At 60.3% G+C, this 23,550-nt stretch carries 17 protein-coding genes and 1 tRNA gene; 12 read left to right on the top strand and 6 right to left on the bottom strand.

The features are described 5' to 3' along the window. Positions 1 to 15: 15 nt before the first annotated feature. Positions 16 to 1,071: a tRNA (adenosine(37)-N6)-threonylcarbamoyltransferase complex transferase subunit TsaD gene (gene tsaD, locus FXN63_RS21010; protein ID WP_148817181.1), complete on the bottom strand. Its 1,056-nt coding sequence runs from the start codon at positions 1,069 to 1,071 to the stop codon at positions 16 to 18. 368 nt (positions 1,072 to 1,439) lie between these two features. Between tsaD and rpsU the strand changes: the two genes are divergently transcribed. From rpsU to FXN63_RS20985, 5 genes are all read left to right on the top strand, one after another. Continuing rightward, positions 1,440 to 1,652, top strand: coding sequence for a 30S ribosomal protein S21 (gene rpsU, locus FXN63_RS21005; protein WP_148817179.1), 213 nt, complete (start codon positions 1,440 to 1,442; stop codon positions 1,650 to 1,652). A 190-nt stretch (positions 1,653 to 1,842) separates the two neighbouring features. Next, positions 1,843 to 2,304: a GatB/YqeY domain-containing protein gene (locus FXN63_RS21000; RefSeq protein ID WP_148817178.1), complete on the top strand. Its 462-nt coding sequence runs from the start codon at positions 1,843 to 1,845 to the stop codon at positions 2,302 to 2,304. Positions 2,305 to 2,443: 139 nt separating this feature from the next. After that, entirely contained in the window at positions 2,444 to 4,444 is a 2,001-nt protein-coding gene (gene dnaG / locus FXN63_RS20995) for a DNA primase (protein WP_148817175.1), read from the top strand. A gap of 881 nt (positions 4,445 to 5,325) precedes the next feature. Then, complete coding sequence (gene rpoD / locus FXN63_RS20990) at positions 5,326 to 7,752, top strand: RNA polymerase sigma factor RpoD (RefSeq protein ID WP_246164920.1); 2,427 nt, start codon at positions 5,326 to 5,328, stop codon at positions 7,750 to 7,752. A 268-nt stretch (positions 7,753 to 8,020) separates the two neighbouring features. Next, positions 8,021 to 8,099, top strand: a tRNA-Ile gene (locus tag FXN63_RS20985). Positions 8,100 to 8,171: 72 nt separating this feature from the next. Here FXN63_RS20985 and FXN63_RS20980 read toward each other — a convergent pair. Together FXN63_RS20980 and FXN63_RS20975 are read right to left on the bottom strand one after the other, a co-directional pair. Continuing rightward, a complete protein-coding gene (locus tag FXN63_RS20980) occupies positions 8,172 to 11,981 on the bottom strand; it encodes an ATP-binding protein (protein ID WP_148817173.1) in 3,810 nt (1,269 codons plus the stop codon). Between the two features lie 275 nt (positions 11,982 to 12,256). Continuing rightward, entirely contained in the window at positions 12,257 to 13,177 is a 921-nt protein-coding gene (locus FXN63_RS20975; RefSeq protein WP_148817171.1) for a LysR family transcriptional regulator, read from the bottom strand. Positions 13,178 to 13,301: 124 nt separating this feature from the next. Between FXN63_RS20975 and FXN63_RS20970 the strand changes: the two genes are divergently transcribed. Beyond that, positions 13,302 to 13,787, top strand: a complete 486-nt coding sequence (locus FXN63_RS20970; RefSeq protein ID WP_148817169.1) for a DMT family transporter — start codon at positions 13,302 to 13,304, stop codon at positions 13,785 to 13,787. A 40-nt stretch (positions 13,788 to 13,827) separates the two neighbouring features. On the opposite strand, the gene FXN63_RS20965 is transcribed toward FXN63_RS20970, so the two are convergent. Next, positions 13,828 to 14,778: a LysR family transcriptional regulator gene (locus tag FXN63_RS20965; RefSeq protein WP_148817167.1), complete on the bottom strand. Its 951-nt coding sequence runs from the start codon at positions 14,776 to 14,778 to the stop codon at positions 13,828 to 13,830. Positions 14,779 to 14,876: 98 nt separating this feature from the next. Between FXN63_RS20965 and FXN63_RS20960 the strand changes: the two genes are divergently transcribed. Together FXN63_RS20960 and FXN63_RS20955 are read left to right on the top strand one after the other, a co-directional pair. Continuing rightward, positions 14,877 to 16,142, top strand: a complete 1,266-nt coding sequence (locus FXN63_RS20960; RefSeq protein ID WP_148817165.1) for an MFS transporter — start codon at positions 14,877 to 14,879, stop codon at positions 16,140 to 16,142. 360 nt (positions 16,143 to 16,502) lie between these two features. After that, the gene (locus tag FXN63_RS20955; protein ID WP_148817163.1) at positions 16,503 to 18,122 is read left to right on the top strand and encodes a methyl-accepting chemotaxis protein; all 1,620 of its coding nucleotides are present in this window, start codon (positions 16,503 to 16,505) and stop codon (positions 18,120 to 18,122) included. A 102-nt stretch (positions 18,123 to 18,224) separates the two neighbouring features. Here FXN63_RS20955 and FXN63_RS20950 read toward each other — a convergent pair whose 3' ends face one another. Together FXN63_RS20950 and FXN63_RS20945 are read right to left on the bottom strand one after the other, a co-directional pair. Next, positions 18,225 to 18,725, bottom strand: a complete 501-nt coding sequence (locus FXN63_RS20950; RefSeq protein WP_148817162.1) for a YbaK/EbsC family protein — start codon at positions 18,723 to 18,725, stop codon at positions 18,225 to 18,227. A 117-nt stretch (positions 18,726 to 18,842) separates the two neighbouring features. Next, on the bottom strand, positions 18,843 to 19,769 hold the full coding sequence (locus FXN63_RS20945; protein ID WP_148817160.1) for a LysR family transcriptional regulator: 927 nt from the start codon (positions 19,767 to 19,769) through the stop codon (positions 18,843 to 18,845). A gap of 202 nt (positions 19,770 to 19,971) precedes the next feature. Here FXN63_RS20945 and FXN63_RS20940 point away from each other — a divergent pair, with 202 nt between their 5' ends. From FXN63_RS20940 to FXN63_RS20925, 4 genes are read left to right on the top strand one after another with little or no spacing between them, the layout of a single operon-like run. Further along, a complete protein-coding gene (locus tag FXN63_RS20940) occupies positions 19,972 to 21,051 on the top strand; it encodes a TRAP transporter substrate-binding protein (protein WP_148817158.1) in 1,080 nt (359 codons plus the stop codon). Positions 21,052 to 21,086: 35 nt separating this feature from the next. Next, complete coding sequence (locus FXN63_RS20935; protein ID WP_187394971.1) at positions 21,087 to 21,668, top strand: TRAP transporter small permease subunit; 582 nt, start codon at positions 21,087 to 21,089, stop codon at positions 21,666 to 21,668. Next, positions 21,665 to 23,065, top strand: a complete 1,401-nt coding sequence (locus FXN63_RS20930) for a TRAP transporter large permease (RefSeq protein ID WP_148817154.1) — start codon at positions 21,665 to 21,667, stop codon at positions 23,063 to 23,065. The genes FXN63_RS20935 and FXN63_RS20930 overlap by 4 nt, the downstream gene beginning before the upstream one ends. 11 nt (positions 23,066 to 23,076) lie before the next feature. Further along, a complete protein-coding gene (locus FXN63_RS20925; protein ID WP_148817152.1) occupies positions 23,077 to 23,484 on the top strand; it encodes a RidA family protein in 408 nt (135 codons plus the stop codon). Positions 23,485 to 23,550: the final 66 nt, after the last annotated feature.

Below are 23,550 nucleotides of genomic sequence, written 5' to 3'. Positions count from 1 at the left end.
GGGGCCTGATGGCATTCAGTCTGCCTGGCAGACGTCTTCCAGATCCCAGCGCGGATGCACCGTGAAGGCGCGACGCTCGGTGTTCAGTTCAGCCAGGCCTGCCTTCACACGCATGGCAGCCGCGAACGCGATCATGGCACCGTTGTCGGTGCACAGCGCCAGTGGCGGAAAGTAGGCGCGACCCCCAAATCTGCGCAGTTGCACTGCCAGTCGTTCGCGCAACAGCCGGTTGGCACCCACACCGCCTGCAATCACCAGGTTCTTCAAGCCGGTTTGTTTCAGTGCAAGGGTTGCCTTGCCCACCAGCACATCGACAATCGCTGCCTCGGTTGCTGCAGCCAGGTCGGCGCGGGTTTGCGGGTCCATCTGATCGTCTTCGCCCACTTTCACCAGACCCAAGCCCTTGGCGCGCACCATCACGGCTGTCTTCAGTCCACTGAAGCTGAAATCCAGATCGGGGCTATGCAGTTTGGGGCGCGGCAGATCAAAACGACTTGCATCGCCTTGCTCGGCCAGTTTGGACAGCGCCGGTCCGCCCGGGTAACCCAGGCCAAGCAGCTTTGCTGTCTTGTCGAAGGCTTCGCCTGCGGCGTCGTCCAAGGTTTCGCCCAGCAAGGTGTAGCGTCCGACGCCATCGACCCGCATCAATTGGGTATGGCCGCCTGATACCAGCAGTGCCACGAACGGAAATTCCGGTCGCGGGTCTGCCAACAGGGGCGAAAGCAGGTGGCCTTCCAGGTGGTGAATGGGGATGGCGGGCAAGCCCTTGGCCCAGGCGATGGACTGGGCCACGCTTGCTCCCACCAGCAGCGCACCCGCCAGGCCGGGGCCGGCGGTATACGCCACGGCATCGACATTGGCCAAGGTCAGGCCGGCGTCGGCCAATGCCTGGTTGGTCAGTGGCAGAATGCGACGAACATGATCGCGCGAAGCCAGTTCCGGCACTACACCGCCGTATTCCTGGTGCATGGCAACCTGGGAATACAAGGTGTGGGACAGCAGTCCGTCGGTGTCGCTGACAAGCGCGACGCCGGTTTCATCACAGGAGCTTTCGAAGCCAAGAACGATCATGGGGATTCTGCTTAAGTAGCCGCGAAGTGTAGCATTCGAGACGAACGGGTCTTTGCTTGCGTTTGGCCGCTACGCTATACTCTTTGGATTCCGCTCTAAAAAAGCTAAAGGGGCCACGTAAAATCTAGGACTTTTCGCAGGTGCACACAAAACAAGTGCATAAGTGCGTAAAGCTGGGTTGGTCGTGACGAAGAAGCCTTACTTTGGCGGCTGTTGACTGTGTCTTTGGGCAGAGTCCTCGGAGTGGTGTTCTGGACAACCATCCAGACGCACCTCCCAGACAGGTTCTACTTGATCGATTCGAGTCGGCCGCGAGCTTTTTTACCTAGCGATCCAAAACCACTTCATACCCCCAGGTCCAAGCATTCATGCCCACGATTCGCGTCAAAGAAAACGAGCCCTTCGAAGTCGCCCTGCGTCGTTTCAAGCGCACCATTGAAAAGACCGGCCTCTTGACCGAATTGCGCTCGCGCGAGTTCTATGAAAAGCCCACCGCAGAGCGCAAGCGCAAGCAAGCTGCCGCCGTGAAGCGTCATTACAAGCGTATCCGCAGCCAACAACTGCCGAAGCGCATGTACTAAAGCGATTGCGCAGGCATACGCCGCGCAATTTGCCTTTGAGTGCAATCCAAAGCCGCCACGGCATCGCCTGGCGGCTTTTGGTCTTTTCTCGTTTTTGGTATTTTTCTTTTCCTGGCGTCTCAGTGTTTTGTCGAATTCCTGCGTTGAATTCGCCATCTGACGCGCCTTTCATCAGCGGCACGTCCGCGGAATCATCATGAGCACCTTGAAAACCCGCTTGTCCGACGAAATCAAGAACGCCATGCGGGCCAAGGCTGTCGAGCGCCTGGGCACCCTGCGTCTGTTGTCGGCCGCCGTCAAGCAGCGCGAAGTCGACGACCGCCGTGAACTCACCGATGCCGAGATCACCGCCATCGTTGAGAAGCAGATCAAGCAGCGTCGCGAATCGATCACCGCCTATGACCAGGCTGGTCGTACTGAGACCGCTGACCAGGAACGCGCTGAAATCGTCGTGCTGCAGGAATTCCTGCCACAAGCAGCCAGCGCCGAAGAAATCGAGGCAATCCTTGCTGCCGCTGCTGACGAAGTTGCTGCGTCGGGCGTTTCTGGCGCACCGGCCATGGGCAAGATCATGGCGATTGCCAAGGCCAAGCTGGCCGGTCGTGCCGACATGACCGAGGTGTCGCGTCTGGTCAAGGCCCGCCTGGCGTGATGCTTGACGTGACCGCTGGCCCGATCTTCAGTGTGCGTTTGCCTGCCATGCTGGTAAACGCCGTGCGCGCGACGTGCTCAGGCACTTGCTGCATCGAAGTTCGCGGCGTCAGCGGCATGTCTGGACGGTTTTTGCACGCGTGATTCCGGACAGTTTCATCCAGGACTTGCTGGCTCGCGTCGACGTGGTCGACGTGGTGGGCCGCTACGTGCAGTTGCGCAAGGGCGGGGCCAATCTGCTTGGCCTGTGCCCCTTCCACAACGAGAAATCCCCGTCGTTCACGGTCAGCCCGACCAAGCAGTTCTATCACTGCTTCGGTTGCGGCGCGCACGGAACCGCCATCCGGTTCCTGATGGACCATGCAGGCCAAAGCTTCCCCGAAGCGGTGCGCTCGCTGGCAGATTCTGCCGGCATGCGCGTGCCCGAAGAAGACCGTAGCCCCAAGCAACGTGAAGCACGCGCCAAGCGCGAAGCTGAAATTTCACGGCACAGCCAGGCGCTGGAAACGGCCAACACGCTGTATCGCCAGCAACTGCGTACCGCAACGGCTGCCGTGTCCTATTTGAAAGGGCGCGGTCTGTCTGGCGAAGTGGCGGCGCGTTTCGGCATGGGCTGGGCCAGTGGCGACAGGCAAGGGCTGTCGCAGGTGTTTCCCACCTACGACGACCCATTGCTGGTCGAAGCTGGCCTGGTGATCCTGTCGGAAGACGGCCGTCGATATGACCGCTTTCGCGAACGGATCATGTTCCCGATCCGCAATGGTCGTGGTCACTTGATCGGTTTCGGTGGGCGAATTGTCGGCAAGGGCGAACCCAAGTACCTGAATTCCCCCGAGACGCCGATTTTCTCGAAGGGTACTGAGCTCTACGGTTTGTGGGAGGCCAAGCAGGCTATCCGCTCGGCCGGACAGGTGGTGGTGGTCGAAGGCTACATGGACGTGGTCGCGCTCGCCCAGATGGGCGTCGAGCACGCGGTAGCCACGCTGGGCACGGCGACCACGCCCGTACACATCCAGAAATTGCTGCGCGCCAGCGACAACGTGGTGTTTGCTTTCGACGGTGACAAGGCTGGTCGCAAGGCCGCTTGGCGGGCGCTGGAAGCCTGCCTGCCCTTGTTGCGCGATGATGTGTCCTTGCGCTTCCTGTTCCTGCCGGATGACCACGATCCAGACTCGTTTATTCGGGAATTCGGCCTGGAAGGTTTCCGGGCTGCATTGCGCGACGCCACGGCCTTGTCTCAATTCATGCTTGGCGAGTTGGCTGAGCGTCATCGCATGGACGAAGCAGAGGGGCGCGCGCGTTGTGTGCACGATGCAAAGCCGTTGCTGCAAGCCATGCCGGCCGGTGCAATCCGCCTGCAGATCCAGCGGGAACTGGCGACGCTGACAAGGCTGACGCCGGAAGAGCTGGGTCAGTTGCTGCAATTGCAAGACGTGCCCAGTGGGCCCTTGGTGCAGCAGGCGGCAGCGGCCTGGGGAAATGGCAGTACAGCCCCGGCTGCACGTGGGGCGGGCGGTCGTCAGGAGGGCAGGGCAAGCGCACAGCAAGGCGGGCAGCAAGACGGCTACCAGGGCGGCCCCCCGTCGGATTACGGGCCGGACGACCACGATTTCATGATCCCGGACGATGACTCCTGGGAGCCTGCCGGCCGCTCAGGCGGTGAGCAGGGACGTGCAAATGTTGCACGCCAGGCGTCCGAGCCGCGCGGTCGTCGCGTGGTGGCCTCTTTGCCGGTTCGTTTGCTGCACCTGTTGCTTGGCCATCCGGCATTGATCGAAGAGATCGACGAGGCTGCCGAAACGGTGTTGCAGGAAGCAGACGGTTTTGACCAAGTGCGCGAATTGTTGGCACTCATGCGTGAGACCGGTGCCTCGCATGCGGCGGGCCTGATCGAAGCGGCACGTGGCACGGCTTTGGGTCAAGACCTTGAGAATGAGATGGTTGCCACCATGTTTGGAGAAGAGCTGCCTGATCCCCAAGGAGAACTGCGCGATGCACTGCGTGTCATCGAATTGGGCTGGATCGAGGCGCAGAAGGAAATGCTGATCGCGCGCGGCTTGAGTGGCGTAGACGACAAGGCACGTTACTTCGAGTTGAACGAACGTGTGACCCGCTTGCGTATGCCACTGCCTGGTAATTGAGCACACTTGGTCAATTAGCTGGAGTCGCCGCTTGACAAAGTGGTACAATGAAAAGTTTTCTCGGTCGCGCGATTGGTGCGCAGGGCGAGAAAATTTGTACGAGAAAAGACGGTATTTGGAAAAAGATGGTTGTGAGTCGGTCAGAGGGCAGCAAGAACTGAGCCGCGACGACTGATAGACCAGAAGCCCGATGGGAAAGACGCGATAAGACCCCGTGCACGCTGTCAGCTACAAAGCTCCGCGTGTATTTGGCATTGCTTTACAGAATTCGGCAAGACCGGAATTCAGCAAGACCGGAATTCAGCAAGACCGGAATTCAGCAAGACCGGAATTCAGCAAGACCGGAATTCAGCAAGACCGGAATTAGCAAGACCGGAATTAGCAAGACCGGAATTAGCAAGACCGGAATTAGCAAGACCGATCAGCACTACAGAATCAGCAGGACAAGCCCTTGGAAAGCACGTTTCAAGGCAAGCATCCCGACGGTTATCGACGACGGGCCGGCAAGGCATACGAGAAATGCAAAGCATTCTCTCCTGGCGGTGCAACCGCAGCCTCGGCTCCTACGTATGCATGGTCGATCGCATGAATGCTTGTCATGAGATGTCCGGCACAGCCCTAGTATAAGGGGTGTGAAAACGGTCCAAGGCAAAGGCCCATGAAATATGGGCCAGCAGGGCGCATAGGCTGGTAAGGCTAAATACGACTGGCACGTATGCGTGACTCGCTGTTACATATCGCGAGTGATGCCTACGCAGTGCGGTCTACGCAGTGCAAGTAGGCAGGAACGGCGCGGCATGTACGCGGAATGCCCAGAGACGCGCATGCAGCAGGTGCGGCGCGCACATAGGCGAACGGATATTAGGAGTGGTTGATTGACCATGGTGAAGACGACTGGCAAAACGCTGACTGTGAACAAATCCAAGACTGCCAGCGTGGTCGAGGATAAAGCATCGGTCGATCCTTCCATTGAAGGAGCGGCGGTTCCCGGCGCACCCAAGACCGTCCAGGTGACGGTCAAGAGTGTTGGCGCACGGGCGCAGACCAAGACCATCCTGGCACGCCGTTCGATTGACGCGCCCGAACCCGGTGGCGACGAAGAGCCGATCAAGCCCATCGTCAAGCCCAAGGTCGTTGTGGCTGCCAAGCCGGCACCCAAGACGGTCACCAAGGCCAGCGCCACCAAGACCGCAGCCGTTGCACCGGCCAAGGCCCTGACCGCCGCTGAAAAGAAGACCGCCGAGAAAAAGCTCGACGCGCTGATCGCCGCCAAGCCGGTCGGTCGCCGTCCGGGCCGCCCGTCCAAGGAAGCCAAGGCAGCGCAGGAAAGCGCGCGTGGCGAGTTCGACGATTCGGGTGATGGTGACAACGAGCCGATGCCCGAAATCAAGATCCCGAAGGCCCGCGGCAAGCGCGGCAAGGCCGACGCCAAGGACTTGATCGCACGCGGCCCGATTTCGGCAGAAGAATACGAAGCCCGTCGCAACAGCCTGAAGATCCTGATCAAGCTGGGCAAGGACCGTGGCTACCTGACCTACGGCGAAATCAACGACCACCTGCCTGACGATCTGGTCGACGCTGAAGCCATCGACGGCATCATCAGCACCTTCAACGACATGGGTATCTCGGTCTACGACCAGGCCCCCGACGCTGAAACGCTGCTGATGAGCGGCAACACCCCGGTCGCATCGTCGGATGACGACGCCGAGGAAGAGGCCGAAGCCGCACTGTCCACCGTGGATTCCGACTTCGGTCGCACCACCGACCCGGTCCGCATGTACATGCGTGAAATGGGAACCGTGGAACTGCTGACCCGCGAAGGCGAAATCGAAATCGCCAAGCGGATCGAAGACGGCCTGAAGCACATGGTCATGGCCATCTCGGCTTGTCCCACCACCATCAACGAAATCCTGGCCCACGCCGAGCGCGTGCGCTCGGGTGAAGCCCAGATCGACGAAGTGGTCGACGGCCTGCTCGATTCGGGTGGCGAAGACTACGCAGGTGCGGGTGCCAGCGCCAGCAGCGACTCGGACGACGACGAAGACGACGACGGCGACGAAGCACCGGCCGGCGGCATGAGCAGCAAGCAGGTCGAGGAACTCCGCGTGAAGTCGCTGGAGAAGTTCGCCTCGGTCAGCAAGTGGTTCGAAAAAATGCGCGGCGCGTACGAAAACGACGGCTACAAGTCGGCCGAGTACACGCAAGCACAAGAAGCCGTGCTGGAAGAAATGATGGGCATCCGCTTCACGGCCAAGATGGTCGAGAAGCTGGCTGACACCCTGCGTGCGCAAGTCGAAGAAGTCCGCAAGCTTGAGCGCGCCGTGCTGCACACCAGCGTGGATCGCGCCGGCATGCCGCGTCTGCACTTCATCAAGGTGTTCCCGGGCAACGAGACCAACCTTGAGTGGGTGCTGGGCGAAGTCAACGGCGGCCACGATTACTCGGAAACGCTGTCGCGCCAAGTGCCGGCCATCCAGGAACTGCAGCAAAAGCTGATCGATCTGCAATCGCGCGTCGTGCTGCCGCTGAAGGACCTGAAGGAAGTCAACAAGCAAATGGCCACCGGCGAGGCGAAAGCCCGCAAGGCCAAGCGCGAAATGACCGAGGCCAATCTGCGTCTGGTGATCTCGATCGCCAAGAAGTACACCAACCGTGGTCTGCAATTCCTGGATCTGATCCAGGAAGGCAACATCGGCTTGATGAAGGCCGTGGACAAGTTCGAATACCGCCGCGGCTACAAGTTCTCGACCTACGCCACGTGGTGGATCCGTCAGGCCATCACCCGTTCGATCGCCGATCAGGCCCGCACCATCCGTATTCCGGTGCACATGATCGAAACGATCAACAAGATGAACCGGATCAGCCGTCAGATCCTGCAGGAAACCGGTGCAGAGCCCGATCCCGCAACCCTGGCGCAGAAGATGGACATGCCCGAAGACAAGATCCGCAAGATCTTGAAGATCGCGAAAGAGCCGATCTCGATGGAAACTCCCATCGGCGACGACGACGATTCGCATCTGGGCGACTTCATCGAAGATACCACCACGCTCGCACCGTCGGACGCTGCCCTGCACGGTTCGATGCGCGACGTGGTCAAGGAAGTCCTGGACTCGCTCACCCCGCGCGAAGCCAAGGTGCTGCGCATGCGCTTCGGTATCGAAATGAGCACCGACCAGACGCTGGAAGAAGTCGGCAAGCAGTTCGACGTCACCCGCGAGCGCATTCGACAAATAGAAGCTAAAGCACTGCGCAAGCTGCGTCACCCCAGCCGGGCTGACAAGCTGAAGAGTTTCCTGGAAGGTCAGTGATCCAGACAAGTAGCCGGGTCGGGCGCGTAGCCTGACCCAGCGAACAAAAGCGGCGCGTTCCTGAAAGGGGGCGCGCCGTTTTTTATTGGTGGTGGGTAATAGGGGGGCAGGGTTGCCACGCGAAGACGGTGCGGCAGTCATGGCGGTTGCGATGGACTCGCCTGATGGCCAGTTCGCACCACACCGGCCGTCATTGCCGCCCCCGCTTGTGCGATAATCGCCGGCTGTCCAGCAGTGCACTGCGGTCTTCACCGCATGCCGGTGGCGCGGGCCTCTAGCTCATGCCTGGTTAGAGCAGCGGACTCATAATCCGTTGGTGCCGAGTTCGACTCTCGGGGGGCCCACCAAAATTTGAAGGACTCAGGTGAAAGCCTGAGTCCTTTTTCATTTGCGGCCTGCAATCTTCACGTGAGGTTCAGTCACCGCAGCTGCGCAGCAATCCCGTCCAACAATGCCTCGACTGCCGTGAATTCAACCGGCTTGGTCATGTGGTGATCAAAACCCGCCACGACCGCGCGGGCCTTGTCCGATTCAGACCCCCATCCCGTCAGTGCGATCAGCGTGCTGTCTGCCATGCCCTGCAGATTGCGAAGCATGGGTGCTGCTTCATAACCACTCATGTCGGGCAGGCCGATATCCAGGAAGATCACTTGTGGTGGGTCTGCAGTGGCACTGGCCAGTGCGCTTGCCACGTTGTGCACCGTGGTCACTTCGTGGCCGCTATATTCCAGCAGCGTGGCGAGGATTTCCGCCGCATCGATGTTGTCGTCCACCACCAGGATTTTCAGCGCGCGTGTGGGCGTGCTGGCGTGTACGGCCTGAATATCGTCTTCCAGCGGAAGTGACGCAGCAATAGCGTCTTCGTGTTGTGACAGCGGCAGCCACACGGTGAAGCAGCTGCCTTGTCCGGCACCGCTGCTTTCGGCTGACACCCGGCCTTCGTGCAGTTGCACCAATCGTTGCACCAGATTCAAGCCCACGCCCAGCCCGCCTTGCGCCATGCCTTCGCCTGCGGGGGCCTGGGTGTACAGGTCGAAAACCTGGGGAAGCAGGTCGGCGTCGATGCCGATGCCTGTATCCGTTACCGTGATCGCCAGGCCGTCTTGCTGGCGATACGCCTCCAGCGTGATGCGTCCGTTGGTGGGGGTGTATTTCGCCGCGTTGTTCAGCAGATTGGACAGCACCTGAGCAATGCGATGGCGGTCGATATGCAGCACGATCGGTGGGTCTGGCAGATGCACGGTCAGTTGATGCTGGGCTGCGTTGATCAGCGGCATGCTCATGTCGATGGCTTCGTTCATCACGTCTGCCAAGGGCACGTCTGCATGTTGCAGCGTGAGCTTGCCTTGCGTCAGCCGGGCCAGGTCCAGCAGGTCGTCGACCAGGTGCACCACGTGGTCGACCTGGCGGCGCATGACCTTCTGGATGTCGCGTCCGGTAGTAGCGTCGGGCGTTGCATCCATCGCATCCAAACCAAGCCGGATGGGGGCCAGCGGGTTGCGCAGTTCGTGGGCCAGCGTGAACAGGAATTCGCTTTGCAGGCGGTTCTTTTCCGTCAGTTCCTGGGCCAGGCGTTGCTGGTCTTCCTGGAGCAGGATGCGGTCGTGAATGTCGACCACCGTGCCGACAAACCCTGCGTGTTCGCCCGCTTCGTTGGAAAGTGGCATGCCCGCGTCTACACACCAGCGGTACTCCCCGCTGCTGCCACGCAGCCGGTAATCCATCGAGAACGAGGATCGTGACGCGTTCGCCGCCAGGAAAACCTCTGTCGCGCGTTGCAGGTCTTCCGGGTGCAGGCTTTGCAGCCAGCCCATTCCCAGGTCACGTTCTGGCGTGCCGCCTGTCACGTCGTACCAGCGCTTGCTCAGGTAGGTGCAATGTCCGGTGGCGTCGGTTGTCCAGACGATGGCGGGCGAGGCATCCAGCAATGAACGCACGTAGTCATTACGACTTTTTGCGTCGCGCTGTTGTTGTTGCCGTTGTCTTGCCAGCACCACTTGCCGGCGCACCCGTGCCAGCAGTTCGTTGGTGGAAAAGGGCTTGACCAGATAGTCGTCGGCACCCGCCTGCAGTCCTTCGACTTTGGCTTCTTCGCCAGCCCGCGCCGACAAGAGCATGATCGGCAACTGATGCAGGGCCTGGTCGGCACGAATGCGGGCAATCAGCCCGAAGCCATCGAGCTTGGGCATCATCACGTCGCTCAGCAGCAGGTCTGGCGGATCGGCTTGCAACTGCGCAAAGGCGGCTTCTCCGTCGCTGCATATCGTCACGTCGGCATACGGGTCCAGCAGCGATTTCAGATACGCGCGCATGTCGCTGTTGTCATCGGCGATCAAGATGCGCGGACGGGCAGCTTCGGGTTGCAGCGGTGAGCTGGTTTCCTGCGGTATTGGCGCGATCTCGCCGGTGTTGGTGTCGGGCAGCCAGCGCATTGCTTCTTCGACAAAGGCGGCGCTCATGCGGGGTGATTCTTCGTCGGCGGGGGCAATCTGGTCGGTCGGCAAATGAACGTGACCGAGCGGGATATCCACGATGAATTCCGTGCCTTCACCCAACGTGCTTTGTGCAGATATCGCACCGCCATGCAGGCGCACCAGTTCCTGGATCAAGGCCAGACCAATGCCGCTGCCTTCCATGCTGCGGCCGGATGCCCCTTCGATGCGATGGAAGCGCTCGAAGACGCGTGGCAGCTCCTGTTCTGGAATGCCGCTTCCTGTGTCTTGCACCGACAGGCGCGCCATGCCTTGGTATTCCCGCAGGCTGACGGTCACGCCGCCTTGCAAGGTGAACTTGAACGCATTTGACACCAGGTTCAGCACAATCTTTTCCCACATGTCCCGGTCCACGTAGGCGGGCTGGGTCAGCGGCTGCATGTCGAGCGTATAGCGCAGACCTCCTTTTTCCATTGCCGATTCGAACACGCTGGCAATGTTGGTGGTCAGGGTCGCCAGGTCTACCGCCACGTAGGTGGCTTGCACACGGCCCGCTTCGATGCGGGAGAAGTCCAACAGCGAATTCACCAGCTTCAGCAGGCGCAGCGCATTGCGGTGTGTGGTTTCGATGTGACGGCGTTGCGCGGGGGCCAGGCCGTCGGATGCCAGGGCATCGTCAAGCGGTCCCAGGATCAAGGTCAGTGGCGTGCGGAATTCGTGTGACACGTTCGAGAAGAACGCGGTCTTGGCGCGGTCGATTCGGGCCAGCTCTTCGGCGCGCTGCTGTTCCTGTTCATACGCAGTCACGTTGCCGATGGCGGTGTTGAGCGCCGCATTCAGCAATGCATAGAAATTCAAATATTCGGTATCAAGCGCCCGGCGAGCACTGACGCCCGCCACCGCGAATCCGAAGGGTTGTTGCTGGCCAGGTAATGCCAGCGGCAGGACCAGCGCGGATTCGGGCAGTTCCTCGTAGGGGCCGCAGGCAATGCCATTGAAGCGGTTTGCCAACTGATCCACGCGCTGCATGTCACGATTGGCGGCCGCGCTGGCAAAGGGCCAGCATGTGTCGTCGAGCGCGGTGGTGACCGGTGCCAGCGAACTGCCCGCATCGATGCCATTGCTGCCGCGCAAGTGCAGCGAGCCGTGCTCGGCATCGAATTGGTAGAACAGCAGAAAGGGCACGTCGAGTGCACGTTCCTCGTTCGGCACGGACAGTTGGCGGCCGATATCTTCAACAGTGCGTGCCCCGTCGATGCTGGCACCCAAGTCGCGCAGGCTTTGGGTGCGACGTGCGTTCAGCACCATCGCGGTGGTTTCCGTGATGGGGTGGAAGATGCCACCGACCTCGCCGGACTCGTCACGAATGGGCGAGAACGAGAAGGTCATGAAGGCTTCTTCCAGGTACCCGTCGCGATCAAGGAACATGCGCTGGTCCTTGATGTACGTGCCTTCGCCTTGCTGGGCGCGATCAAATTTATCGCCGACCACCGGCAGCGCCGTGGCCCAACACACCTTGAAGGGTTCACCCATCGATGCCGGGTGCTTGCCACCGCAGATCGGGCGATAAGCCTCGTTGTAGATCTGGATGTATTCGGGGCCCCAGGCCACCAGAATCGGGAAGGTCGACGACAGGCACAGGCTGACAGAGGTACGCAGGCTTTGCGGCCAGCTGTGCAGCGGGCCAAGCGGCGTCTGCGACCAGTCGATCGTTCTGATCAAGGCGGCCATTTCGCCACCGCCCGACAGCCAGCTTGCATCGTCGGAACTCGTTGGCTGTGGGAGAGGGTGGGGCATGGGCCGGTTGCTGAAAAAATAGGCGCTTATTTTAAGACAAAACGCGAAGCCTAGAAGGAAATAGTCGGAAGTGTCTTTTTTATTGAAAACCTCGTCCTTGAAGGGCTTTGAGGGTGTTCAGGGAGTCGTTTTGAATATCCGTGAAATATAAAAATACAGATGTTTATTAATCGGGAAAATAATATTTATCAGGTGTGAATTTATTTTCAGTGGTTTATGAAAGTTCAGGCCGTTTTCGGGCACCCTTTGTACGAATCGCAAGCATGTGCACGTATTCAAGGCTTGCCCGGGTGGGTTGCCTGACTGCACTGCCATATTTCGCGTCTGAGCCAGGCGTGGGCTGCATCACCATCGCGCCTGACATGCCAAGCCTGCTGGAAAGCAAAGCGGGGTAGCGTCAAGGGCGCTGCAAACTGACGCAGGCCCGGCAAGTGGCGCGCATTCGGCAAACTGCGGCGCGCAATCGTCAGAATCAGGTCGGTGCCTGCCACCACCTCAAGCGCCGCGCTCCAATGCGGCAAGGCCAAGGCAATACGTCGGTGCAAGCCCAACGCATCCAGGGCCTGATCGATTTCGTTGCCGTCGTCGGGCCGCATGGAAACCAATACGTGGGGGCGGGCCAGCCAGGTATCCAGGGAGAGGCCGCCGCGAGCAGGCAAGGCGTTTTTGTCGGCGATACAGACGAAGCTCTCTTCGAAAAGAAGTTCTGCCTGAATGTTCTGTGCAAGCGTGGGAAATACGCCCAGGGCCAAGTCGATTTCACCATCGGCAAGCTGGGCAAGCATGGCGTCGCGGCTGGCCTGGCTGACTGATAGATCGAGGCCAGGCGCATGCGTGCGAAGACGTCTGATCAAGGGCGGCAATACCAGGCGCGCAGCGTAGTCCGACAATGCCAGGCGAAAACGGCGCTGCACCTGCGACGGCTCAAAGACTGGCGTGCGCAAGAGCGCATTCAAATGCCCAAGCGCTTCGGCCAGCGGCTGCATCAGGGCTTGTGCACGTGGCGTCAGGCTCAGGCCGCCACCACGCCGCACAAGCAGCGGGTCGTCGAATCTCTCGCGCAGTTGTGCCAGTGCGTGGCTGACGGCGGGCTGGCTTTTGTGCAGCTGCAATGCAGCGCGCGTCACGTGCTTTTCCGTCAGCAGGGTATGCAGCGTCAGCAGCAGATTCAGATCAAGGCGGCGTAGTTCATCCATATGGCGAATAATAAATATATGAACCAAGAATTTCCATTCTTTGAATGAATGGTGGACGATGCGATTTTCTTGTTCGAGGTCTTCACCTCGACGTCATATCCACGCTGCTTTCGGAGCTTGCCCCATGTCCTGGCCCGTATCCCTGTCTGGTCTGCTTCCCTTGACGGTCGCCTTGTTGGCGGGTGCCGTCGTGCCATTTCAAGCCGCCAGCAATGCGGCCCTGGGGCGGGCGTTCGGGCATCCCCTATGGGCAACCTTGACCTCGCTCACCGTCAGTGTGGTCATCGTGTTGCCAATGCTGGTGCTGATGCGGGCACCAGCGCCCAATGTCGGCAGTGCGTTGCAGGGGCCGTGGTGGTTGTGGGTGGGCGGCGTGGCGGGCGTCATCTATGTGACGGCCGCCTTGATCCTCACCCCCAGCATGGGCGCAGGAAGTTTCATCGTCTGCGTGGTGGCCGGGCAAGTGCTGGCATCTTTGTTGATCGACCACTTCGGCTTGATGGGCTTGGTCGCAAAACCCGTCAATCTTGGGCGCATCTTTGGCGTGGGTCTGATTCTTGTCGGGATGGTGGTGGTGCATATCAGCAGCGCACCGCCTGTGCGCAACTGACACGTGTTCCATTCAAATTCATTTACCCGCACGCCAACTGCTACGCACCGCCAACTGCGCCAGGCATGGCTTCTCGCATCGTGTCGATGAACCTGCGCAGTTTGGCCGGATAAAAACGCGCGTAGGGATAGACCAAGTACACCGGCAGGGGAGAGGCCTGCCATTCGGGCAGCAGCTGCACCAGCTTGCCTTGCGCCAAATCCTCGGTCAGCAGCCATGCCGATGCCACACACGCACCGATGCCCAGCAGCGCGGCGCTACGCAGCGCGTACAGGCTGTCGGTGCTCATGCGGGGCTGCAACGCAAAGCGGCAGGTTTCGCCGGTGCTGGCGTGGGTCAGGCTGACCTCTCGCCGGTAGAACAATTGCAGGGCCAGCCAGGGGAGTTTTTCCAGATCACTGGCATGGCGCGGTGCATCCATGCCAGCCAGCAGCGAGGGCGCAGCCACCACGATGCGGGGAACTTCGGCCAGCTTGATCGCGACGACTGACGGGTCTTCGACCTGTCCGACGTGGATCGCGCAGTCCACGCCGTCTGCGATGAAGTCGGGTGCCTTGTCGTGCAGCAGCCATTCGACTTTCACTTTCGGATATCGCGCCATGTACGTGGCCAGCGGCCCAACCAGCTGTTGCTGACCAAACGCGTGCGGCACCACGATGCGCATGGCACCTTGCGGTGCTTCAGAAACCCCGCGCAGCTCCGCATCGAAAGCCGCCCAGTCGGCCAGCAAGTCCTTGGCGCGCTCAAAACAGCGCTCACCTTCTTCACTGAGCTTCATGGCGTGGGTGGAACGTTGCAGCAAACGCACGCCCAAAGAGCGCTCAAGCAGTTGCAGGCGACGGCTGACGGTGGGCTGCGAGGTGCCCATTTGCGCCGCCGCCGCCGACAGGCTGCCCGCTTCCACGATGCGTACGAAGGTCTGCATCAGTTCAATGCGGTCGGTGGATGCAGGCGTGAAGCCTGACTGAGACAGGTTGGCAGCTTCGGTCATACGCCAAGCGTATAACAGTTGTGCGTATTGTCGGTCTACCCAGTGGGTGATTGAGGGATCAGACTCCGGTCATACGCTGAACACTCAGGGAAAACACCGTGACCGCCATTCAACATACACATGACAGCAACACGCCGCTTGGCCTGAGAAAAGATGCTGCCGCCGCACCTGCAAACACGCCTGCCGAGAGCGGCTTGTCGGCTTCTTTGATCCTGTTGCTTGCGTCAGGTGCCGGGCTGGCCGTTGCCTCGCTGTACTACGCACAACCGATGCTGGGCGTGTTGGGTGCCGAGATTGGCGCGTCCAACCAGGCGATTGGCGCAGTGCCGATGCTCACCCAGCTAGGCTACGCATTTGGCATTTTGCTGCTGGCTCCCTTGGGTGACCGCTTTGATCGTCGTCGCATCATTCTGGCCAAGGCAGCTGTATTGACACTGGCGCTGGCAGCCGGCGCAGCGTCATCGGGCATCGGTCTGCTGCTGGTGGCAAGCCTCGTGATCGGCCTGTCAGCTACGCTGGCGCAAGACATCATCCCGGCTGCGGCCACGCTGGCACCGGTCGCGCATCGCGGCAAGGTCGTGGGGACGGTCATGACCGGTCTGCTGCTGGGTATCTTGTTGTCGCGGGTCATCAGCGGGTTTGTGGCGGAACACCTGGGCTGGCGCGCCATGTTCTTCATTGCCTCGGCCAGCATTGCCTTGATTGGTGTGGCGGCATGGCGCGGTCTGCCCAGCTTCAAACCCACGACCAAGCTGTCGTACGGCGCGTTGATGGGTTCGCTGGGATCGCTGTTTCGCAAGCACGCTGCACTGCGCCGCGCAGCACTGGCACAAGGTCTGTTGTCGGTCGGTTTCAGCGCATTCTGGTCCACGCTTGCCGTGATGCTGCATAGCGAATTCCATCTGGGCAGCGCCGCTGCCGGTGCCTTCGGTCTGGCCGGTGCAGCCGGTGCGCTGGCAGCACCCCTGGCAGGTCGCATTGCAGACAGCAAAGGCCCTGAACTGGTGACGCGTCTGGCAGCAGGCTTGGCAGCCGTCTCGTTTGCGGCCATGGCCTTCCTGCCGATGTTGTCGCCGAATGCCCAGCTGGTGTTGATCGTGCTCAGCGCGCTTGGCTTCGATCTGGGCGTGCAGGCGTCAACGGTGGCGCATCAGACGATTGTCTACGGCATCGAACCGGAGGCACGCAGCCGCTTGAATGCCGTGCTGTTCGTGGGGGTGTTCACCGGCATGGCAATCGGCGCTGCATTGGGCAGCATGTTCCTGGCGCACTGGGGCTGGGTTGCCGTGGTGGCCCTGGCGACGGCTTCTTCGTTGGGTGCCCTGGCAGTGCGGTTCTGGCCTGGTGCAAGCGCTGCACATTGACTGGCAGGATGAAGCGCTGAAGAAAATAGCCCTCGGTATTCGCAAGACATGAAAAAGCCGCTGACGATCTGCTCGTCAGCGGCTTTTTTGTTGGTGTGGCGTCATGAATAAACGCATCAATACAAGTCATCGATCGCTTTTCCGATCAGCATCACTGACGTCAATGTGCGACACCGATTCGCTGGTATTTACCCAGGAATCGCTACCCGGGTAATTAATGTATCTACTTGTTTTTACTTTTCGGTGTTGGGAATTACCAATTAGTAATTCCTCATATCATCTCGGCGAATGAGGCATTTGTAACCTCACCAGCCAGCCGTTCAGAGCTCACCTCAACCCATTTAGCCCAAGAGATTCATCATGCTCGGACGGATCACCATTACCCAGAAACTCTCTGCGGGTTTCGGAATAGTCATTTTAATTATTGCCTTGCTGGTCGCTGTGACCTGGAGAAGTTTCAGCGCGACTGAAGAAAGCTCGAAGTGGAATATCCATACCTACAAGGTGATGGATCTGATGCAGGACGCCAAGCTGAGCCTGATCAACATTGAAACCGGCATGCGCGGCTTCCTGTTGGCGGGCAGAGACGATTTTCTGGATCCTACCGTCAGTGGCAAGCAGAGTTTCGACCAGAATCTGGCTGAACTCAAACGGCTCACCTCCGACAATCCCCGTCAACAACAGCGGCTGGAGGAACTCAGAAAGTTCTACACCGACTGGATTACGGCCGATGTCGACGGCATGATTGCGCTGCGTCGTACCAATCCTTCAGAAGGGGTGATGACCGCCCGCGTGGCAGAAGCGCGTGGCAAGGCCAAGATGGACCGGATGCGCCAGATTCTGAACGAGGCGCAGGCCGACGAGGACAAGTTGCTGGCTGATCGCCAACAGGCGTTCATCGACCAGCAGTCGACGGCCTTGAAAACCCTGTTGATCGGGGGTGCGCTTGCGGCACTCATCGGCATTACCGTTGCCATCGCGCTGTCGGCATCGATCAAGCGGCGTTTGACGCAGGCAATTCAGGTCGCCAGTGCAATCGCTGCCGGGCGTCTGGACGGCACCATCGACGCCGGCAAGCAAGATGAAATCGGGTCATTGCTGACGGCACTGAGCGACATGCAGACGCAGCTTCACCAGATGATTCTGGGCATCAAAAGCGGTGCCCAACAGTTGCTGGAAACCTCAAGCTCGGTTGCTGCAGCGTCCAGCCAGTTGGCGGTGGCAGCCCGTGACCAATCGCAGTCCGCCGGGTCCATGGCGGCAGCAGTGGAAGAATTGACGGTCAGCATTTCTCACGTGGCAAGCAACGCGACGGAAGCCCACGGCATTTCCACCGATTCCGGCAAGCAGTCGGTCGAGGGTGGAAATGTGCTCAAACGCACCTTGGTCAGCGTGGAAGAAATCGCCAGCACGGTACAGAGTTCGGCCGCCGACGCCAATGAGCTGGGCCGTTCCATCGGCGAGATCAGCACCATCGTGAACGTGATCAAGTCGATTGCCGACCAGACCAACCTGCTGGCATTGAACGCCGCGATTGAAGCGGCGCGCGCCGGCGAACACGGCCCGGGCTTTGCGGTGGTGGCTGACGAAGTGCGCCAGCTTGCGCAACGCACGGCGTCTGCTACTCACGAGATCGGACAGATGATCGGCAAGGTGCAGGGCAGCACACAGCGTGTTGTGCAGCAGATGGCAGTCGGCCTGGAGCAAGCCAACAGCGGCCTGACGCTTGCCCAGTCCGCAGGCGACGTGATCGAGCTGATCGGTGAAGGCTCGAATCGCATCGTGTCGGCGGTCGATCAGATCTCGGCGGCTTTGCAGCAACAGTCGGCAGCCAGCCAGGATGTGGCACGCAGCGTGGAAACGATTGCCCAGATGGCGCAGACCAACAGCGATGCCGTCGATCAGGTGTCGCGCAATGCCAGCTCGATCAAGGAGCTGGCCAATTCGCTGGAATTGCAGGTGGCGCGCTTCAAGGTGTGAGCTTCAAGGTGTGAGCTTCAAGCAGGTAGCGGAAATGAAAAACGCCAACGAATTTCTCATTGGCGTTTTTTATTGCGCGCGGGGGATGTTCAAGGGGCTGGTTCAGGGTGCTGTCCAGCTTGCCGCAATGTCCACCACGGGCGCATCCGTCATCGTTTTCAGCTGTGCAGGCGTCATGGGAAACACCGCATGCGGATGGCCTGCTGCTGCCCACACCGTCTCGAACGCAAACAAGTCCTGATCCAGCAAGATCACCGACTTGGTGGCGTGTCCGATCGGGCACACACCGCCAATGGCATAACCGATGCGGTCACGCACGAACTTTGCATTCGCCTTGCCAATGTCGCCCACGATGGCAGACACCTTCTGTTCGTCGATGCGGTTGGCACCGCTGGCGATCACCATCACCGCTGCATCGTCGGACAAGCGCCGGAACACAATGGACTTCGCAATCTCGGCAACCTGGCAGCCCAGGCTGTCGGCGGCTTCGGCAGAGGTTCGGCCCGTGCTGGGGAGCATCACGATGTCGCGGTCGTGATTCATGTCCTTGAGCAGTTGTGCAACGCGCTGCACGCTGTCTGATTGCTGGGTCTGGTTTTCCATAAGACGGTCTGTAAGGGTGAACGGTTCGTATTGAAGGTGTTTCTACACAGGCGGTATTCATGCACTTTACTTGCGATGTCGGGCGAAGCCAATCCACCGCAGGCATCGCCTCCGTGTTCACCCCGTCGATCGCACCCATTGTTCGCCCAGGCGACGGCAGTAGATACGGGTGGCCTTCCTCACTTCCTCAACCACCTTGCTCACCGACGGCACCACGTTTCTCGGATAGCAGACCGATATCCTGAACGGCTCGGGAATGGGCAGCGCCAGTTGCACCAGTTCCCCGCGCTCCAGGCCATCTTTCACCACAATGCCCGGCATGATCGCCACGCCCACCCCTTCACGCACCATCGACACCATGGCCGCCAGCGACGGCGAACCCGTGATGCGCAGGTCGCTCGACACCATGCCTTGTTGCGCGGCCAACTGCTGCACCAGCGCGGCCGATGCCTCGAAGGGAAGGGTGCCGCTCATCAGCATCAACAATTGTTTCTGCAACGCCTGCAATGGATCGCGGGCCCTCACCAGACCACGGCGCGCGATCCAGTGCATGGGAAGCTCCATCAGGTCTTCGCTGACAACATAAGGGTTCTGGTTTTCGCCGCCCACCCGCAGGATCAGGTCAAGCTTGCGTTGCATCAGTTGCTCGGCCAGGTGACTGGTCAGATCGACCTTCAATTCCAGCTGTACCTCGGGCAGATGCTGGGCGACCGACTTCATCAGATCGGGCAGGCACGTGTGCACGGCCGTTTCGATCAGCCCGATGCGGATGCGCCCGACGGCTGCGGTGCTGGATTGTGCAGTGCGCTCCAGTGCGCGCGTGGCTTCGACCAGCGCTTCAGCGTCACGAAGCAGGCGTGCGCCTTCGGCAGTCAGCTGCAGCTTTTTGTGGTCCCAGTCGAACAGGGTGACACCCAGCTCTTTTTCAAGCGCATTCACGCGCATGGAAATGGTGCCGGGCGTGGCGTGCAGCTGTTCTGCGACACGGCGCACATTGCCCACCCTGGCCAGGATGACAAAGGTTTCCACAAAACGTGTGTTCATCCGGGTGACTCCAAATTGGTGCGGCAGGGCCGATGGCGGGGCATGGCAGCCATTCCTTGGTGCGCAGGCTGTTCAATTATCTTGAACAGCTTGACTGACTAATCTTCGATAGACGAGTTATTTCATTATTTCTAGAGTGGCTTAACTGGCTGACGTGCGTTGACGAGCATGCCAAGTCGGACAAAAAAACTCTGGAGACACCATGAATCACGTCACTACATTGCTTGTCAGCGCGTTCGCGCTGACCTCGTCGTTGTTGGCCCACAGCGCACACGCCCAGGCTGCGGCAAGCGGCCCGAAGCTGCAGATCCAGGCCATTACACAGGTTTCCCCTAATGTTCCGCAATACACCAAGGTCGACCAACCCTTGCTGCGTGACGGGGTAAACAAAGCGACCAGCGGACGTGTCGATGTGGTGTTGTCGTCTTGGCCGGAGCGCAATGTGAACGGGCCTGAAGTGCTGCGTCTGGTGCGGTCTGGCCAAGTGGATATTGCGGCTGCCGCCCTTACCACGGTGTCTGGCGACTTGCCGATGCTTGATGCGTTTGATCTGACCGGCATGAACCTGGATATCGCGCAGGCCCGCAAGGTAGCCGATGCGCTGATGCCCGTTGCCAACAAAGAACTGGAACGCCTTGGCATCAAGATGGTGGCCACCTACCCGTACTCGGGTCAGATGCTGTTCTGCCGCAAACCGGTATCCACCCTGGCTGACTTGAAAGGCATGAAGGTGCGCGTCTTCGGCCCGTCGGCCAGCGACTTCTTCAAAGCGATTGGCGCACAGCCCGTGTCATTGGCGTTCGGCGAGGTCTACACCGCGCTGGAACGCGGCACCGTGGATTGCGGTCTGACGGGTTCGGGCTCGGGCAACAGCGTGAAGTGGCCCGAGGTAACGACCAGCCTCTACACCCAATCGCTTTCATGGTCGGTGGCGGGTTACTACGTGAATCTGGCCTGGTGGAACAAGCTCGATGCTTCCACACGCGGTCTGCTTGAAAAGACTTTTGCCGAGATTCAGGACGCGCAGTGGAAGCTGGGTGCCGAAGCGACGGAAGACGGCATCGCCTGCAACGTCGGCCGCGCCGCTGATTGCAAGCTGCACGCCCTGGTCAAACGACCGATGACCGAGAGCAAACCCGCTGCCGACGTGGCCGCTGCAGTGCACAAGGTGGTTGCAAGCGACGTACTGCCCGGCTGGATCAAGCGTTGCGGCGTGCGTTGCGCAACGGTCTACAACGAGGTGGTCGCACCGATCACCGGCATCAAGTACGCGGCCAAGTGATGTTTCGCGTACTTGAATGGATAAGTGCCCGCGCGATGACCATCGCTGGTTGGTGCTACCTGGCTATCACCTTCCTGATCTGCTTCGACATCGGCGCGCGTCGCCTGCTGGGCTTCTCGACCGAGGCCACCACCGAGATCACGGGTTACCTCATGGCCATCGGCATGAGCTGGGGACTGGCAGGCACGCTGTTCGAACGCGGTCATGTTCGCATCGATGTACTGGTGCAGAAAATGCCCTTGAAGCTGCGTGTGTGGCTGCACCTGGCGTCCTTGATGGCATTGATGCTGGCCTCGGGTTTCTTCGCCTGGGGGGCGTTCTCGCTGACCAAGGATTCGTGGGACTTCGGTTCCACCGACTTGTCGGCCTTGCACACGCCACTGGCGATTCCGCAAGGCTTGTGGGCAGCGGGGCTGGTGTTGCTGCTGCTTGTCGTGGTGGCCTTGGCCGCACGTGCGCTGCGGCAGTTGGCTACCGGTGATGCCGACGGCATGGACCGTATGCTGATGGCTCGCACCTACATCGACGAAGCCGCCGAGACGCTGGAAGCCGTGGCCGAAGCGCAGCAAGGCATGCAAAAACCCGTGGTCGCCAATCAAGCAGGAGCCTCCCGATGATCGCCATCGTTTTCATCGTCGCCATCGGCTTGCTCATCGGCGGCGCATCGCTGTTCGGCATGCAGGGTCAGGCGGCATCCGTTGCGTCGGCTGGCGTGCCCTGGTGGGCCTTGGCCACCGTGCTGGTGGCCTTCGTCGGCTTCTTCGCCGGTGGCATCTATGTCGGGGCAGCGCTTGCCGTGCTGTCGCTGCTGGCTGGCTTCGGCCTGTCGGATCGTCCTTTCTGGAACTTCATCGGCGAGATGATCTGGAGTCCGTCCACCAACTTTGTGCTGGTGTCGGTGCCACTCTTCCTGCTGATGGGCGAGGTGATGTTGCGCGCCGGTCTGTCCGAGCGGCTGTACCGGGCGCTCAATATCTGGATGGGCCGTCTGCCGGGTGGCCTGCTGCACACCAACATCATTTCCTGCGGCGTGTTCTCGGCGGTAGCCGGGTCCAGTGTTGCCACTGCCGCCACCATGGGTTCGGTTGCGTTGCCGTACTTCGAGAAAAGCCACTATCCGCCCAAGCTGGTGCTGGGGTCGCTGGCGGCAGGCGGTGCCCTGGGCAATCTGATTCCGCCCGGCATCACCTTCATCGTCTACGGCCTGATTACCGAGACCTCGGTTGGTGCGCTGTATCTGGCCGCAGTCGGCCCCAGCATTCTGGTGGTGCTGCTGTTCACTGCTGTCATTCTGTACTACAGCTACCGACTGAAACTGCATGGCGACGCGGTGGCCAAGGCCATTACCTGGAAGCACCGCATTGCTAGCCTGTCGGACCTGGTGCCGACGGTGCTGCTGATCACGCTGGTGCTCGGCACCATCTACGCAGGGTGGGCCACGCCAACCGAATCGGCAGCGCTTGGGGTAGCAGGCAGCTTGGTGCTGGCCCTGGTGGACGGCAAGCTGAAGTGGAAGATGCTGGCCGAATCGATGCGGGCCACGGCACGCACGACCTCGATGATTGCGTTGATCCTGTTCGGCGCGTACTTCCTGAACTACATCCTGTCGTCGCTGGGCATTCCGCAGATGCTGGCGAAGTTTCTCACCGGCCTTCCGTTCCCGGGCTGGGTGATCATGCTGGTGATCATTGGCTTCTACCTGGCGCTGGGTACCTTCATGGAAGGCATGTCGATGGTGATTACGACCATCCCGCTGCTGTTCCCGGTGGTCACTGCCTTGGGTTATGACCCGATCTGGTTCGGTGTGGTGATCACCATGCTGGTCGAGATCGCGATGATCAGTCCGCCTGATGGCACGGTGCTGTACGTGCTGCAAGGTATGCGGCGACAGCCCGGGCCCATCACCGATGTGTTCGCCGGCGTGCTGCCATTCATGTTCGTCTACATGCTCGCCATCATCGTGTTGATGGTGTTCCCCGCCATCGCGCTGTGGTTGCCCAGCGTGGAGATGTGAAAGGTGTTCCCATGTCCATTCAAACTTCGAAAGAAGACACCACGCAAGACGTCAAGCAAGACACCCCGCCCGTCAGCGTGCCGTATGCCGCCAGCACCCGCGCCGGTGATTTTGTCTTCACTGCCGGGCAGGTGCCGCGCGACGCGCAGCGCCAGGTCATCGGCACCACCATCGAGGCACAGACGGCTGCTGTGTTCGACAAGCTGCGCGCCGCTTTGGCCGCACACGACGCCACCTTGGCACACGTGGTGAAGATGCAGGTCTTCCTGGCGGATATCGCCGACTGGCCGCGCTTCAACGTGGCCTACGCGCAAGAGATGGGAACACTCAGCCCGGTACGCACCACGGTGGGTGCCAGCCTCAACGGGGTGAAGGTAGAGATCGACGCGGTCGCCTACCTCGCGCCAGCGGGCAGTTAGCCGTGCGCTGAACACCCCCCTTTCAGGTCTTTCTTCTTTTCACGCACGCGCAGTCCGGCTGCGCGT

The organism is Pigmentiphaga aceris (assembly GCF_008119665.1).
GTDB lineage: Bacteria > Pseudomonadota > Gammaproteobacteria > Burkholderiales > Burkholderiaceae_B > Pigmentiphaga > Pigmentiphaga aceris.
The sequence above is the reverse complement of the archived record's forward strand: the minus strand, read 5'-3'. Positions and strand labels throughout refer to the sequence as shown.

Bases quoted from the DNA above. Each gene is read 5' to 3' on its own strand.
- FXN63_RS20935 (WP_187394971.1), top strand. From the start codon at position 21,087: ATGACCATCGCTGGTTGGTGCTACCTGGCTATCACCTTCCTGATCTGC.
- FXN63_RS20965 (WP_148817167.1), bottom strand. From the start codon at position 14,778: ATGACCGAAGCTGCCAACCTGTCTCAGTCAGGCTTCACGCCTGCATCC.
- FXN63_RS20970 (WP_148817169.1), top strand. From the start codon at position 13,302: ATGTCCTGGCCCGTATCCCTGTCTGGTCTGCTTCCCTTGACGGTCGCC.
- FXN63_RS20950 (WP_148817162.1), bottom strand. From the start codon at position 18,725: ATGGAAAACCAGACCCAGCAATCAGACAGCGTGCAGCGCGTTGCACAA.
- FXN63_RS20930 (WP_148817154.1), top strand. From the start codon at position 21,665: ATGATCGCCATCGTTTTCATCGTCGCCATCGGCTTGCTCATCGGCGGC.
- FXN63_RS20955 (WP_148817163.1), top strand. From the start codon at position 16,503: ATGCTCGGACGGATCACCATTACCCAGAAACTCTCTGCGGGTTTCGGA.
- FXN63_RS20945 (WP_148817160.1), bottom strand. From the start codon at position 19,769: ATGAACACACGTTTTGTGGAAACCTTTGTCATCCTGGCCAGGGTGGGC.
- rpoD (WP_246164920.1), top strand. From the start codon at position 5,326: ATGGTGAAGACGACTGGCAAAACGCTGACTGTGAACAAATCCAAGACT.
- FXN63_RS20980 (WP_148817173.1), bottom strand. From the start codon at position 11,981: ATGCCCCACCCTCTCCCACAGCCAACGAGTTCCGACGATGCAAGCTGG.
- FXN63_RS20975 (WP_148817171.1), bottom strand. From the start codon at position 13,177: ATGGATGAACTACGCCGCCTTGATCTGAATCTGCTGCTGACGCTGCAT.
- FXN63_RS20925 (WP_148817152.1), top strand. From the start codon at position 23,077: ATGTCCATTCAAACTTCGAAAGAAGACACCACGCAAGACGTCAAGCAA.
- tsaD (WP_148817181.1), bottom strand. From the start codon at position 1,071: ATGATCGTTCTTGGCTTCGAAAGCTCCTGTGATGAAACCGGCGTCGCG.
- rpsU (WP_148817179.1), top strand. From the start codon at position 1,440: ATGCCCACGATTCGCGTCAAAGAAAACGAGCCCTTCGAAGTCGCCCTG.
- FXN63_RS20940 (WP_148817158.1), top strand. From the start codon at position 19,972: ATGAATCACGTCACTACATTGCTTGTCAGCGCGTTCGCGCTGACCTCG.